Source organism: Burkholderia sp. BE17, assembly GCF_009362305.1.
In the GTDB taxonomy this organism is placed as follows: domain Bacteria; phylum Pseudomonadota; class Gammaproteobacteria; order Burkholderiales; family Burkholderiaceae; genus Burkholderia; species Burkholderia pyrrocinia_C.
In genome coordinates this window covers 55123-69625 of the sequence record NZ_WHNU01000022.1, presented here as the reverse complement: position 1 = coordinate 69625, position 14503 = coordinate 55123, and the positions used below count along the sequence as shown (strand labels likewise).

Annotated in this window: 10 protein-coding genes; 9 read left to right on the top strand and 1 reads right to left on the bottom strand. The window is 66.4% G+C overall.

All coding sequences use genetic code 11. The features are described from left to right. Positions 1 to 88 precede the first annotated feature (88 nt). From ugpA to ugpQ, 4 genes are read left to right on the top strand one after another with little or no spacing between them, the layout of a single operon-like run. A complete protein-coding gene (gene ugpA / locus GD429_RS19980; protein ID WP_152859225.1) occupies positions 89 to 973 on the top strand; it encodes a sn-glycerol-3-phosphate ABC transporter permease UgpA in 885 nt (294 codons plus the stop codon). Next, on the top strand, positions 970 to 1815 hold the full coding sequence (gene ugpE, locus GD429_RS19975) for a sn-glycerol-3-phosphate ABC transporter permease UgpE (protein ID WP_152859223.1): 846 nt from the start codon (positions 970 to 972) through the stop codon (positions 1813 to 1815). The genes ugpA and ugpE overlap by 4 nt, the downstream gene beginning before the upstream one ends. 32 nt (positions 1816 to 1847) lie before the next feature. Further along, the gene (locus GD429_RS19970; protein WP_152859221.1) at positions 1848 to 2933 is read left to right on the top strand and encodes a sn-glycerol-3-phosphate import ATP-binding protein UgpC; all 1086 of its coding nucleotides are present in this window, start codon (positions 1848 to 1850) and stop codon (positions 2931 to 2933) included. Positions 2934 to 2961: 28 nt separating this feature from the next. After that, positions 2962 to 3726 carry a glycerophosphodiester phosphodiesterase gene (ugpQ, locus tag GD429_RS19965; RefSeq protein WP_152859219.1) on the top strand — a complete coding sequence of 255 codons (765 nt, stop codon included), beginning with the start codon at positions 2962 to 2964 and terminating at the stop codon, positions 3724 to 3726. Between the two features lie 163 nt (positions 3727 to 3889). On the opposite strand, the gene GD429_RS19960 is transcribed toward ugpQ, so the two are convergent. Then, positions 3890 to 4621, bottom strand: a complete 732-nt coding sequence (locus tag GD429_RS19960) for an OmpW/AlkL family protein (protein WP_152859217.1) — start codon at positions 4619 to 4621, stop codon at positions 3890 to 3892. 193 nt (positions 4622 to 4814) lie between these two features. Between GD429_RS19960 and GD429_RS19955 the strand changes: the two genes are divergently transcribed. From GD429_RS19955 to thpR, 5 genes are all read left to right on the top strand, one after another. Next, positions 4815 to 5528, top strand: coding sequence for a transposase (locus GD429_RS19955; RefSeq protein WP_152859215.1), 714 nt, complete (start codon positions 4815 to 4817; stop codon positions 5526 to 5528). Positions 5529 to 5817: 289 nt separating this feature from the next. Then, a complete protein-coding gene (locus tag GD429_RS19945; protein ID WP_152859213.1) occupies positions 5818 to 10521 on the top strand; it encodes a glutamate synthase-related protein in 4704 nt (1567 codons plus the stop codon). Positions 10522 to 10606: 85 nt separating this feature from the next. After that, positions 10607 to 12073 (top strand): glutamate synthase subunit beta, encoded by a 1467-nt coding sequence (locus GD429_RS19940; protein WP_034183631.1) that lies wholly within the window; start codon positions 10607 to 10609, stop codon positions 12071 to 12073. A gap of 314 nt (positions 12074 to 12387) precedes the next feature. Beyond that, positions 12388 to 13878 (top strand): alanine/glycine:cation symporter family protein, encoded by a 1491-nt coding sequence (locus tag GD429_RS19935; RefSeq protein WP_152859211.1) that lies wholly within the window; start codon positions 12388 to 12390, stop codon positions 13876 to 13878. Continuing rightward, on the top strand, positions 13875 to 14441 hold the full coding sequence (gene thpR, locus GD429_RS19930; protein WP_152859209.1) for an RNA 2',3'-cyclic phosphodiesterase: 567 nt from the start codon (positions 13875 to 13877) through the stop codon (positions 14439 to 14441). Before GD429_RS19935 ends, thpR begins: the two co-directional genes overlap by 4 nt. Positions 14442 to 14503 lie beyond the last annotated feature (62 nt).

Genomic DNA, 14503 nt, shown 5'->3' with positions numbered 1-14503 from the left:
CGCTTCGTGCCGCCGGCCGCGCCGCGCATGCGTGCGTGCGGTCCGGCGGCGCGGTTTCCTTTCCGTTTCGCCTGACCGGATATCCGCGATGCAATCCCGTTCCCGCTTCGGTACGAGCCTGGTGCCGTACCTGCTGATCGCGCCGCAGCTCGCGATCACCGCCGTGTTCTTCCTGTGGCCGGCCGGCGTCGCGCTGTGGCAGTCGACGCAGATGCAGGACGCGTTCGGCACGTCGAGCGAATTCGTCGGCTTCGCGAACTTCACGCGCCTGTTCGCCGATCCGCTGTACCTCGATTCGTTCCGCACGACGCTCGTGTTCAGTTCGCTCGTCACGGTGAGCGGGCTCGTCGTGTCGCTGCTGCTCGCCGCATGCGCCGACCGCGTGATCCGCGGCGCGCGCGTGTACCGCACGCTGCTGATCTGGCCGTACGCTGTCGCACCGACGATCGCGGCCGTGCTGTGGGCATTCCTGTTCAACCCAAGCATCGGCCTGATCACGTATGCGCTCGCGAAGGGCGGCATCGTGTGGAACCATGCGCTGAACGGCGGGCAGGCGATGTTCCTCGTCGTGCTCGCGTCGGTGTGGAAACAGGTGAGCTACAACTTCCTGTTCTTCTACGCGGGCCTGCAGGCGATCCCGCGCTCGCTGATCGAGGCGGCGGCGATCGACGGCGCGGGGCCGGTGCGACGCTTCTTCAACATCGTGCTGCCGCTGCTGTCGCCGACGAGTTTCTTCCTGCTGGTCGTGAACCTCGTCTACGCGTTCTTCGACACCTTCCCGGTGATCGACGCGGCCACCGGCGGCGGCCCGGCGCAGAGCACGAAGACGCTGATCTACAAGATCTTCGCGGAAGGCTTCCAGGGGCTCGACATCGGCAGCTCGGGCGCACAGTCGGTCGTGCTGATGATCATCGTCGTCGGGCTCACCGTGATCCAGTTCCGCTTCGTCGAACGCAGGGTGCAATACGCATGATCGAAAATCGCAAGGGCTTCGACCTGTTCTGTCACGCGGTGCTGGTCGCGGGCATCGTGCTGATCGTGTTCCCCGTCTACGTCGCGTTCTGCGCGGCGACGATGAATGCGCAGGAAGTGTTCACGGTGCCGCTGTCGCTGGTGCCGAGCACGCACCTGTTCGAGAACATCGCATACATCTGGGGGCACGGCAGCGGCGGCACGACGGCGCCGTTCGGCCGCCTGCTCGTGAACAGCTTCGCGATGGCGCTCGGCATCGCGGTCGGCAAGATCGCGGTGTCGATCCTGTCCGCGTACGCGATCGTCTATTTCCGCTTTCCATTCCGCAACACGGCGTTCTGGCTGATCTTCGTCACGCTGATGCTGCCGGTGGAAGTGCGGATCTTCCCGACCGTGCAGGTCGTGTCGACGCTGCACCTGACGAACACGTACGCGGGGCTCACGCTGCCGCTGATCGCGTCGGCGACCGCGACGTTCCTGTTCCGCCAGTTCTTCATGACGCTGCCCGACGAGCTGATGGACGCCGCGCGCATCGACGGCGCGGGGGCGCTGCGCTTCTTCTGGGACGTCGTGCTGCCGCTGTCGAAGACGAGCATCGCGGCGCTGTTCGTGATCACGTTCATCTACGGCTGGAACCAGTATCTGTGGCCGATCCTGATCACGACGGAGGCGTCGCTGTCGACGGCGGTGGTGGGCATCAAGACGATGATCGCGAGCGGTGACGCCGCGACCGAATGGCAATACGTGATGGCGGCGACGCTGCTGGCGATGATTCCGCCGCTCGTCGTCGTGCTGGCGATGCAGCGCTGGTTCGTGCGCGGCCTCGTCGATTCCGAGAAATAAATGACGGACGGCAACCGGGAGAAAGACCAAGTATGGCTGCGCTGAGCTTGAAGGGCGTCAGGAAATCCTACGACGGCAAGCAGCATGTGCTGCATGGCATCGACGTCGAGATCGCCGACGGCGAATTCATCGTGCTGGTCGGCCCGTCGGGCTGCGGCAAATCGACGTTGCTGCGGATGATCGCGGGGCTCGAGAGCGTGACGGACGGCGAGATCGCGATCGGCGAGCGGGTCGTCAACGCGCTGGAGCCGAAGGATCGCGACATCGCGATGGTGTTCCAGAACTATGCGCTGTACCCGCACATGACGGTCGCGCAGAACATGGGCTACGGGCTGAAGATCCGCGGGATCGAGCGTGCGACGATCGACTCGCGGGTGGCCGCGGCCGCGAAGATCCTCGAGCTCGAGCCGCTGCTCGCGCGGCGGCCGCGCGAGCTGTCGGGCGGCCAGCGGCAGCGCGTCGCGATGGGGCGCGCGATTGTGCGCGAGCCGTCGGTGTTCCTGTTCGACGAACCGTTGTCGAACCTCGACGCGAAGCTGCGCGTGCAGATGCGGCTCGAGATCCAGCGGCTGCATGCGCGGCTCGCGACGACGAGCGTCTACGTGACGCACGACCAGATCGAGGCGATGACGCTCGCGCAGCGCGTGATCGTGATGAATCGCGGCTACGCGGAGCAGATCGGTGCACCGGTCGACGTGTACGAGAAGCCGGCGACGGTGTTCGTCGCCGGCTTCATCGGCTCGCCCGCGATGAACCTGCTGCACGGCCGGCTGTCGGACGACGGCGCGACCTTCACGGTCGCGGGCGGCGGCCCCGCGCTGCCGGTCGCCGGCGCGCCCGGTATCGGCGCGGAGATCGCCACCGGGCGCGACTGGGTGCTCGGCGTGCGCCCCGAACACATGACGCCGCAGCCGGGCGTCGCGCAGGCGACGCTGCCCGTCGACTCGTGCGAGCTGCTCGGCGCGGACAATCTCGCGCACGGCCGCTGGGGCAATCACGACGTCGCGGTGCGCCTGCCGCACGCGGACCGTCCGGCGCGCGGCACTGCGCTGGCGGCCGCGCTGCCCGCGCACCGGCTGCATTTCTTCGATCCCGAGACCGGCAAGCGTGCCGGCTGAACCGGCTGACCTTGCAGAGAGACCGACGATGATTTCCCGTACCGACTGGCCCTATCCGCGCGTCGTCGCCCATCGCGGCGGCGGCACGCTCGCACCGGAGAACACGCTCGCCGCGCTCGACGAGGGCGCGCGACGCGGACACCGGATGGTCGAGTTCGACGCGAAGCTGTCGGCCGACGACGTGACGTTCCTGCTGCACGACGACACGGTCGACCGGACCTCGAACGGCCAGGGGGCGGCGGCGGGCATGCGTTATGCGGCGTTGGCCGCGCTCGACGCGGGCGCGTGGCTCGACGTGCGCTTCGCGGGCGAGCGGATGCCGACGCTCGAGGCGGCGGCGGCGCGCTGCATCGCCCACGGCCTCGCCGCGAATGTCGAGATCAAGCCGTGCCCGGGACGCGAGCGCGAGACGGGGCAGCGCGTGGCGGCCGATGCGGCCGCGTACTGGCGTGATGCCGCGATCCCGCCGCTGCTGTCGTCGTTCTCGTTCGATGCGCTGCAGCAGGCGCGTGCGACCGTGCCGGCGCTGCCGCGCGGGATGCTCTACGAGGCCGTGCCGGACGACTGGCATGCGCAGGTCGTCGGCGCGCTCGGCTGCGTATCGTTGCATGCGGACCACAAACGGCTCGACGAACCGCTGGTGCGTGCGATCAAGGCGGCCGGGCTGCGCATCCTGGCGTACACGGTGAACGACCTCGAACGGGCGCGCGAACTCGCGCGCTGGGGCGTCGACGCGGTCTGCACGGACCGGATCGACCTGATCGGCCCCGATGCGCTGGACGACATCGCATAGCAGTGGGCACCGCGCGATGGCGGATGCGGGAAGACCCTGAGACAAAAAAACGACGCCCCGGCGGGATTTCGCCGGGGCGTTTTGCATCGTGGAGACGTTACGTCACGAAAATTCCGCTACAAATTGCAGCAGGATTAACCATTCCCCAAATATTCGACTACGCTTAGAAGCGGTAACCGACGTTCAGGTACGTGACGATCGGGTTGAGCGAGATCTTCGCTTTCGACGTTTCGGTCAGCGTACCGACCGGCGTCCGGCGGGCCGTCGTGAAGGTCGCGGTCACGCTGACCGGGATGTACGAGATCGACAGGCCCCCGAACCAGTGTTTCGTGAAGTTGTACGAGAAGCCGGCGTTGAAGACGGGCGCCCACTGGTTGCTGGTCGTTGCGCTGGTCGGGCCGCCGAGCACGCCGTTCTCGAACGTGCCGTTCGTGATCTTTGCGCCGGTGAACCAGACATACGTCGCGCCGACGCCGACATACGGACGGAACTTCGCGTTGGCGTCGTTGAAGTGGTAGCGAAGCAACACGGCGGGGCTCCACTGGTACGCACGGCCGAGTACGCCGAACTTTTCGAACTGACCCTTGCCGGTAATGTCGAACTTCGGCGGTATCCCCATCACGAGCTCGGTGGAGATGTGGTCGGTGACGAAGTAGCCAGCGGCGAGCCCAAGCGTATCGGCGTCGTTGATGCCGGCGCCCGTGTTGGGAATCGATTGGTTGATGGGCGTGCCGCCAACGCCGTACACGAACAGCGGATCGCTGCTGTCCTGCGGCGAAAGGTGCAGCCAGCCGGTGCTGACGTAGAAATCACCTGCGGATTGTGCATGTGCCGTACCGCCCGCGAACGTGAATGCGAGCGCTGCGGCCCCCGTAATGGCCAGTTTTCGTTTCATTGTGTCTCCTCCGATCAAAGGCGTGCTCATTATGACGACTGCGTTTAAAACCAAACAAGCTCGTAAGTTAGAGTTTTCACCCTAGGATTAGTACGACCGTACGTATCCGCGCACCGACAGGACGGGCATTCTACGCAGGTGCGCACTTTCGGACCTCCGGGTATTTCCTAACGCGTTCAAACGGACATTCAGCATGGCACGGTTAGCACGACTCTACGTTCCCGACCAGCCGCAGCACGTGATACTGCGCGGCCTGGATCAGCAACCCGCGTTCGTCGACGACCAGGACTACGAACTCTTCATCGATTGCCTGAAGGCCGCCGCGCGCGATCATCACCTGTCGGTGCACGCCTATGTGCTGCTGCCGCGTCAGGTGCAACTCCTGGTGACCCCGAGCGACGAGGCGAGCCTGCCGAAAGCGATGCAGGCCGTCGGCCGCCGCTACGTCGCGCATTTCAACCGGCGCTATTCGCGGCGCGGCACCCTTTGGGAAGGCCGCTATCGCGCGACCGTGATCGAAGGCGAGCGCTATTTCCTGCTCGCGAGCCGCGTGGTCGAGATGAGCCCGGTGCGCTCGCAGCTCGTCGCGACGCCGGAAGCCTATCGCTGGTCGAGCTACCGGCATCACGTCGGGCTCACCGTCGACAGCCTGATCACCGACCATTCGCTCTACTGGGCGCTCGGCAACACGCCGTTCGACCGCCAGCGCGCGTACAAGGAGCTGTGCGAGCAGCCGCTCGACGAGCGGCAGGCCGACCAGTTGCAGCAGGCGACGCTGAAGGGCTGGGTGCTCGGCGGCGAGAACTACCGCGAGTGGGCGGCGCGCACCGCGAACCGGCGCGTGTCGCCGCTGCCGCGCGGACGCCCCAGAAAGGTGCGCGAGAACACGCCGCCGATCCAGCAATAACGCGGGACCGGCGGCCGGGAAGCGGCGCTGGGGGCGCCGCTTCTTTTTGCACCAAAACGATACGGCCCCAATAAAACAGCACCAGATCGAGGCATTCATTTAATTGGGGTTCAATCAAGCGGTTTTTGTTGCTATTCCTTTGATTCGTCGCGTATATTCCGAATTCCGGTGGCCCGGGCGAAGCATGCCCATCCACTGTCGGCCGCGCCGCCTCCCGTCGGGAGCGGGATCGATGGCAACAACAAAACGGTTCAACGGCCCTCCAGGCCCCCTTTACGACGGTGTCCCCATGAACGACCACCAGCAGCCGCTCGCCGCGGTGCCCGCCGCACAAGGTCTGTACGACCCGCAAAACGAACACGACGCCTGTGGCGTCGGCTTCGTCGCTCACATCAAGGGCAAGAAGAGCCACGAGATCATCCAGCAGGGTCTGAAGATCCTCGAGAACCTCGATCACCGCGGCGCGGTCGGCGCCGATCCGCTGATGGGCGACGGCGCGGGCATCCTGATCCAGATTCCGGACGCGTTCTATCGCGAGGAAATGTCGAAGCAGGGCGTGATGCTGCCGCCCGCCGGCGAATACGGGGTCGGGATGATCTTCCTGCCGAAGGAAAACGCATCGCGTCTCGCGTGCGAGCAGGAGCTCGAGCGCACGGTGAAGGCCGAAGGCCAGGTCGTGCTCGGCTGGCGCGACGTGCCGGTCGACCATGCGATGCCGATTTCGCCGACCGTGAAGGCGAGCGAGCCGCTGATCCGCCAGATCTTCATCGGCCGCGGCAAGGACATCATGGTGACGGACGCGCTCGAGCGGAAGCTGTACGTGATCCGCAAGACGGCGAGCCACCGCATCCAGGCGCTGAAGCTCAAGCACGGCAAGGAATACTTCGTGCCGTCGATGTCGGCGCGCACGGTCGTCTACAAGGGGCTGCTGCTGGCCGGCCAGGTCGGCGTGTACTACCGCGACCTGCAGGACGCGCGCGTCGTGTCGGCGCTCGCGCTCGTGCACCAGCGCTTCTCGACCAACACGTTCCCGGCGTGGGAACTGGCTCACCCGTACCGGATGATCGCGCACAACGGCGAGATCAACACCGTGAAGGGCAACGTGAACTGGCTGAACGCGCGTACCGGTGCGATCGCGTCGCACGTGCTCGCCGACGACCTGCCGAAGCTGTGGCCGCTGATCTACCCGGGCCAGTCGGACACCGCCTCGTTCGACAACTGTCTCGAACTGCTGGTGATGGCCGGCTACCCGCTCGTGCATGCGGTGATGATGATGATCCCGGAAGCGTGGGAACAGCACACGCTGATGGACGACAACCGCCGCGCGTTCTACGAATACCACGCCGCGATGATGGAGCCGTGGGACGGCCCGGCCGCGATCGCGTTCACCGACGGTCGCCAGATCGGCGCGACGCTCGACCGTAACGGCCTGCGCCCGGCGCGCTACATCGTCACGGACGACGACCTCGTCATCATGGCGTCGGAAGCCGGCACGCTGCCGATCCCCGAATCGAAGATCGTCAAGAAGTGGCGCCTGCAGCCGGGCAAGATGTTCCTGATCGACATGGAACACGGCCGCATCATCGACGACAAGGAACTGAAGGACAACCTCGCGAACGCGAAGCCGTACAAGAGCTGGATCGACGCCGTGCGCATCAAGCTCGACGAGATCGAGCCGAAGGCCGAGGAAGTCGCGGCCGGCCGCACGCAGGGCGCCGCGCTGCTCGACCGCCAGCAGGCGTTCGGCTATACGCAGGAAGACCTGAAGTTCCTGATGGCGCCGATGGCGCAGCAGGGCGAAGAGGCCGTCGGCTCGATGGGCAACGACTCGCCGCTCGCGGTGATGTCGAACAAGAACAAGACGCTCTATCACTACTTCAAGCAGCTGTTCGCGCAGGTCACGAACCCGCCGATCGACCCGATCCGCGAGAACATGGTGATGTCGCTCGTGTCGTTCATCGGCCCGAAGCCGAACCTGCTCGACACGAACAATATCAACCCGCCGATGCGTCTCGAAGTGTCGCAGCCGGTGCTCGACTTCAAGGACATCGCGAAGATCCGCGCGATCGACCAGTACACGGGCGGCAAGTTCAGCGCGTACGAACTGAACATCTGCTACCCGGTCGCGTGGGGCAAGGAAGGCATCGAGGCGCGCCTCGCGTCGCTGTGCGCGGAAGCCGTCGACGCGGTGAAGTCGGGCTACAACATGCTGATCGTGTCGGACCGCAAGACGGACGCCGAGCACGTCGCGATTCCGGCGCTGCTCGCCACGTCGGCGATCCACACGCACCTCGTGCAGCAAGGGCTGCGCACGAGCACGGGCCTCGTCGTCGAAACGGGCTCCGCGCGTGAAACGCACCACTTCGCGCTGCTCGCGGGCTACGGCGCGGAAGCCGTGCACCCGTACCTCGCGATGGAAACGCTCGCGAAGATGGCCGAAGGCCTGCCGGGCGACCTGTCGCCGGAGAAGGCCGTCTACAACTTCACGAAGGCGGTCGGCAAGGGCCTGCAGAAGGTGATGTCGAAGATGGGCATCTCGACGTACATGTCGTACACGGGCGCGCAGATCTTCGAAGCGCTCGGCCTGTCGAGCGACCTCGTCGAGAAGTACTTCAAGGGCACGGCGTCGAAGGTCGGCGGCATCGGCCTGTTCGAAGTCGCGGAAGAGGCGATCCGCCTGCACCGCGACGCGTTCGGCGACAGCCCGGTCCTGCGCGACATGCTCGACGCGGGCGGCGAGTACGCGTACCGCGTGCGCGGCGAAGACCACATGTGGACGCCGGATTCGATCGCGAAGCTGCAGCACGCGACGCGCAGCAACTCGTACCAGACGTACAAGGAATACGCGCACCTGATCAACGACCAGACCAAGCGTCACATGACGTTCCGCGGCCTGTTCGAGTTCAAGGTGTCGCCGGCGAAGGCGATTTCGATCGACGAAGTCGAACCGGCGAAGGACATCGTCAAGCGTTTTGCGACGGGCGCGATGTCGCTCGGTTCGATCAGCACCGAAGCGCACGCGACGCTCGCGATCGCGATGAACCGGATCGGCGGCAAGTCGAACACCGGCGAAGGCGGCGAGGACGAAAAGCGCTATCGCAACGAACTGCGCGGCATTCCGATCAAGTCGGGCGAGACGCTGAAGTCGGTGATCGGCGACGAGATCGTCAGCGACATCCCGCTGAAGGACGGCGATTCGCTGCGCTCGAAGATCAAGCAGGTCGCGTCGGGCCGCTTCGGCGTCACCGCCGAGTACCTCGCGTCGGCCGACCAGATCCAGATCAAGATGGCGCAGGGCGCGAAGCCGGGCGAAGGCGGCCAGCTGCCGGGCCACAAGGTGTCCGAATACATCGGCAAGCTGCGTTACTCGGTGCCGGGCGTCGGCCTGATCTCGCCGCCGCCGCACCACGACATCTACTCGATCGAGGATCTGGCGCAACTGATCCACGACCTGAAGAACGTCAACCCGAGCTCGAGCATCTCGGTGAAGCTGGTGTCGGAAGTGGGCGTCGGCACGGTCGCGGCCGGGGTCGCGAAGGCGAAGGCCGATCACGTCGTGATCGCCGGCCATGACGGCGGCACGGGCGCATCGCCGCTGTCGTCGGTCAAGCACGCAGGCACGCCGTGGGAACTCGGCCTCGCCGAAACGCAGCAGACGCTGGTGCTGAACCGCCTGCGCGGCCGTATCCGCGTGCAGGCCGACGGCCAGATGAAGACGGGCCGCGACGTCGTGATCGGCGCGCTGCTCGGCGCGGACGAATTCGGCTTCGCGACGGCGCCGCTCGTCGTCGAAGGCTGCATCATGATGCGCAAGTGCCACCTGAACACGTGCCCGGTCGGCGTCGCGACGCAGGATCCGGTGCTGCGTGCGAAGTTCAAGGGCCAGCCCGAGCACGTCGTGAACTACTTCTTCTTCGTCGCCGAGGAAGTGCGCGAGATCATGGCGCAGCTCGGCATCGCGAAGTTCGACGACCTGATCGGCCGCGCCGACCTGCTCGATACGCGCAAGGGCATCGAGCACTGGAAGGCGAAGGGCCTCGACTTCTCGCGCGTGTTCTACCAGCCGGAAGAGTGCGAGGACGTCGCGCCGCGTCACGTCGACGTGCAGGATCACGGCCTCGAGCGCGCGCTCGACCACGTGCTGATCGAGAAGGCGAAGGCCGCGATCGAGAACGGCGAGCATGTGTCGTTCATCCAGCCGGTGCGCAACGTGAACCGCACGGTCGGCGCGATGCTGTCGGGCGTGATCGCGAAGAAGCACGGCCATGACGGCCTGGCCGACGACGCGGTGCACATCCAGCTGAAGGGCACGGCCGGCCAGAGCTTCGGCGCGTTCCTCGCGAAGGGCGTGACGCTCGACCTCGTCGGCGACGGCAACGACTACGTCGGCAAGGGCCTGTCGGGCGGCCGGATCATCATCCGACCGACCAACGACTTCCGCGGCAAGTCCGAGGAAAACATCATCTGCGGCAACACGGTGATGTACGGCGCGATCGAAGGCGAAGCGTTCTTCCGCGGCGTCGCGGGCGAGCGCTTCTGCGTGCGCAACTCGGGCGCGACGGCGGTCGTCGAGGGCACGGGCGACCACGGCTGCGAATACATGACGGGCGGCACGGTCGTCGTGCTCGGCGAGACGGGGCGCAACTTCGCGGCCGGCATGTCGGGCGGCCTCGCGTACATCTACGATCCGGAAGGCATGTTCGCGGCGAAGTGCAACAAGTCGATGGTCGCGCTCGAGCCGGTGCTGCAGCAGGCCGAGCAGGAGCGCACGGTCGATCGCGCACTCTGGCACGCAGGCACGACGGACGAAGCGCTGCTCAAGGGGCTCGTCGAGCGTCACTTCCAGTTCACGGGTTCGCCGCGCGCGAAGTCGCTGCTGGAAAACTGGGACGCGGCGCGCCGCCAGTTCGTGAAGGTGTTCCCGCACGAATACAAGCGCGCGCTGGGCGAGATCGGTGCGAAGAAGGCGGCGAAGGAAGTGCTGGCCGCCTGAGCGACGAACGACATAGCGAATGCCGCGCGCGCATGATTGCCGCGCGCGGCTCCCCCACCCGATACACCGAACAGAAGAGCACCTTATGGGCAAGGCAACCGGTTTTCTGGAGTTCGAACGCCGCCACGAGGCGTACGAAGCACCGCTCACGCGCGTGAAGCACTACAAGGAATTCGTCGCGGCACTGACCGACGCGGACGCGAAGGTCCAGGGCGCGCGCTGCATGGATTGCGGCATCCCGTTCTGCAACAACGGCTGCCCGGTCAACAACATCATCCCGGACTTCAACGATCTCGTTTACCGCCAGGATTGGCAGCAGGCGATCGAAGTCCTGCACTCGACCAACAACTTCCCGGAATTCACGGGCCGCATCTGCCCGGCGCCGTGCGAGGCCGCGTGTACGCTCGGGATCAACGAAGACCCGGTCGGCATCAAGTCGATCGAGCACGCGATCATCGACAAGGCCTGGGCGGAAGGCTGGGTGAAGCCTGAGCCGGCCGCGCACAAGACGGGCAAGAAGGTTGCCGTCGTCGGCTCGGGCCCCGCGGGCCTCGCCGCCGCGCAGCAGCTCGCGCGCGCGGGCCACGACGTGACGGTGTTCGAGAAGAACGACCGCGTCGGCGGCCTGCTGCGTTACGGGATTCCCGACTTCAAGCTCGAGAAGTGGCTGATCGACCGCCGCATGCGCCAGATGGAAGCGGAAGGCGTGACGTTCCGCACCAGCGTGTTCATCGGCAAGGATCCGCTGCCCGAGTCGATCGGCAGCCTCGCGAAGGAAACCATTTCGCCGGACACGCTGAAGGAAGAATTCGACGCGGTCGTGATCGCCGGCGGTTCGGAAACGCCGCGCGACCTGCCGGTGCCGGGCCGCGAGCTCGCGGGCGTTCATTTCGCGATGGACTTCCTGCCGCAGCAGAACCGCGTGAACGCGGGCGACAAGCTCGTCGACCAACTGCTCGCGAAGGGCAAGCACGTGATCGTGATCGGCGGTGGCGATACGGGTTCGGACTGCGTGGGCACGTCGAACCGTCACGGCGCGAAGCAGGTCACGCAGTTCGAACTGCTGCCGCAGCCGCCGGAAGAGGAAAACAAGCCGCTGGTGTGGCCGTACTGGCCGATCAAGCTGCGCACGTCGTCGTCGCACGAGGAAGGCTGCGAGCGCGACTGGGCGGTTGCGACGAAGCGTCTCGAAGGCAAGAACGGAAAGGTCGAGAAGCTGATCGCGGTGCGCGTCGAGTGGAAGGACGGTAAGATGCAGGAAGTGCCGGGCTCCGAGTTCGAGATGAAGGCCGATCTCGTGCTGCTCGCGATGGGCTTCACGCAGCCGGCAGCGCCCGTGCTCGACGCGTTCGGCGTCGCGAAGGACGCGCGCGGCAATGCGCGTGCGGCGACCGAAGGCGATCGTTCGTACTACACGTCGGTCGACAAGGTGTTCGCGGCAGGCGACATGCGTCGCGGCCAGTCGCTGGTGGTGTGGGCGATCCGCGAAGGCCGCCAGTGCGCGCGCTCGGTCGACGCGTACCTGATGGGGCATTCGGAGCTGCCGCGCTGAGCTGAATGCAGCGAGCGGGTTTCGATGAGAGCCGGGCGTCCGAAAGGGCGCCCGGTTTTTTTGTGGCCGGAGCACGCCGATGCCGGTCGGCCAGCCGATCGCGCGTGTTCCGCGACGCCGTCCGATTCGACCGCTGCGCTGGCACTCGCCATTTTCGCGAAGCGTCGCCTAATCTGATCACATCCGTCGCTGATTTTCCGTCATCTCGATTCCTTTCGTTTTGTAATAATCCTTGAAAACTGTCATATCATGTCGCCCCTCGGGCCGCGTTCGCGGTGGCTGCATGTGATTGACCCTATTTACAAGGACTCTGGATGGAAGCATTCGTGCATGGGCTGATCGACGCCGTCAACGGCGTGTTGTGGAACTACGTGCTGATTGCGCTGCTGCTCGGCGCCGGTGCGTGGTTCACGGTGCGGTTCCGGATGATCCAGTTGAAGGCGCTGTTCCTCAGCATGAAACTGGTCGGCAGCAAGGGCGAGCCGGGCAGCATCTCGTCGTTCCAGGCGTTCGCGACCGGGCTCGCGAGCCGCGTCGGCACCGGCAACATCGCCGGCGTAGCGGTCGCGCTGACGGTCGGCGGGCCGGGGGCGATCTTCTGGATGTGGATGACGGCGCTGGTCGGGATGTCGTCCGCGTTCGTCGAGGCGACGCTCGCACAGATCTTCAAGGTGTCGCACGCGGACGGCAGCTATCGCGGCGGCCCCGCGTACTACATCCAGACCGGCCTGCGTTCGCGCGGCTTCGGCGTGCTGTTCTCGCTGTCGCTGATCCTCGCGTTCGGCTTCGTGTTCAACGCGGTGCAGGCCAATGCGATCGCCGACGCGTTCCATACGTCGTTCGGCTGGAGCCGCGAGACGGTCGGCCTCGGTCTCGTCCTGCTGAGCGCGCCGATCATCTTCGGCGGCATCCGCCGCATCGCGACGGTCGCGCAGGTGATCGTGCCGCTGATGGCGATCGGCTATCTCGCGCTCGCGGTCTACGCGGTCGCGACGCACATCGCGTTGGTGCCGGGCGTGATCGCGCTGATCGTGAAGAGCGCGTTCGGCCTCGAGCAGGCGGCGGGCGGCCTGACGGGCTATGCGGTCAGCCAGGCGATCGCGATCGGTGTGAAGCGCGGGCTGTTCTCGAACGAGGCGGGGATGGGCAGCGCACCGAACGCGGCCGCGACCGCGAGCACGCGGCACCCCGTCACGCAGGGGCTGATCCAGATGCTCGGCGTGTTCGTCGACACGATCGTGATCTGCAGCGCGACCGCGTTCGTGATCCTGCTGTCGGGCCAGTACGAGCTCGGCACCGGCATGGAAGGCGCGGCGCTCACGCAGCGCGCGATCTCGAGCCACGTCGGCGATTGGGGTGGCATCTACATGGCCGTGGCGATCTTCTTCCTCGCGTTCTCGTCGGTGATCGGCAACTACGCGTATGCGGAAGGCAACGTCGAATTCATCACGAAGCGGCGCGGCGTGCTGCCGCTGTTCCGCGTCGCGGTGCTCGGGATGGTGATGTTCGGCAGCGTCGGACAACTGCCGCTCGTATGGGCGATGGCCGATACGAGCATGGGGCTGATGGCGATCATCAACCTGATCGCGATCCTCGCGCTCGGCAAGTATGCGCACGCCGCGTGGGCCGACTATCGCCGCCAGCGCGCGGCAGGCATCGCCGATCCGGTGTTCACGCGCCACACGATCCCGGAGCTCGCGCGCGTGCTGCCGGCCGACGTATGGGGCGAGCATGGCCCGCTGCCGCAGCGTCCGGCTTCGGCCGCTACGGCGAGCGCGCCGCGTGCCGCGGTGAGCGAGTCATGAACGGCGACCGGCTCCGTGCATTCGTCGCGCTGGTGCCCGATGCGGCGTCGCGCGACGCGCTGCACGCGTTGCCGGTCACCCGCGGAGCGCGGCGCACGCTGCCCGCGCAACTGCACGTGACGCTCGCGTTCATCGGCGCGATCGAACGGGAACGTTGCGACGCGCTGGCCGCGCACCTGCCCGCGCTCGCAGCCGCGCATGCGCTGCCGCTGCTACCGGTCGAGCGGATCGCGTGGTGGCCGAGCCTGCCGCGCGCAAGGCTGATCGTCGCGGAACTCGAGGCCGATCCGGCCTGCGTCGCGCTGAATGCGGGGCTGGCCGCGCTGCTGGATCAGCTCGGCGTGCCGGTCGACCGGCGGCCGTTCCGGCCGCATGTGACGCTCGCGCGGCTGCCGCGCGACGCGGTCGGACAGCCCGCGCACGGTGGCGCGCCCGGGCGGCCGGTCGTGCTGCGCATCGAAGCGCTGACGCTGTTCGAAAGCAGGCTGTCGCACGAGGGTGTGTCGCATCGGCCGATCGTATCGGCGCCGATCGCATGGGCGGAAGGCCGGGCGGCGCGGTGAGCGGCTCTTGCGATGCAATGCGATGGTTGCGCGCTGCGCATGGCACGCCGGCGCAGCGCGCC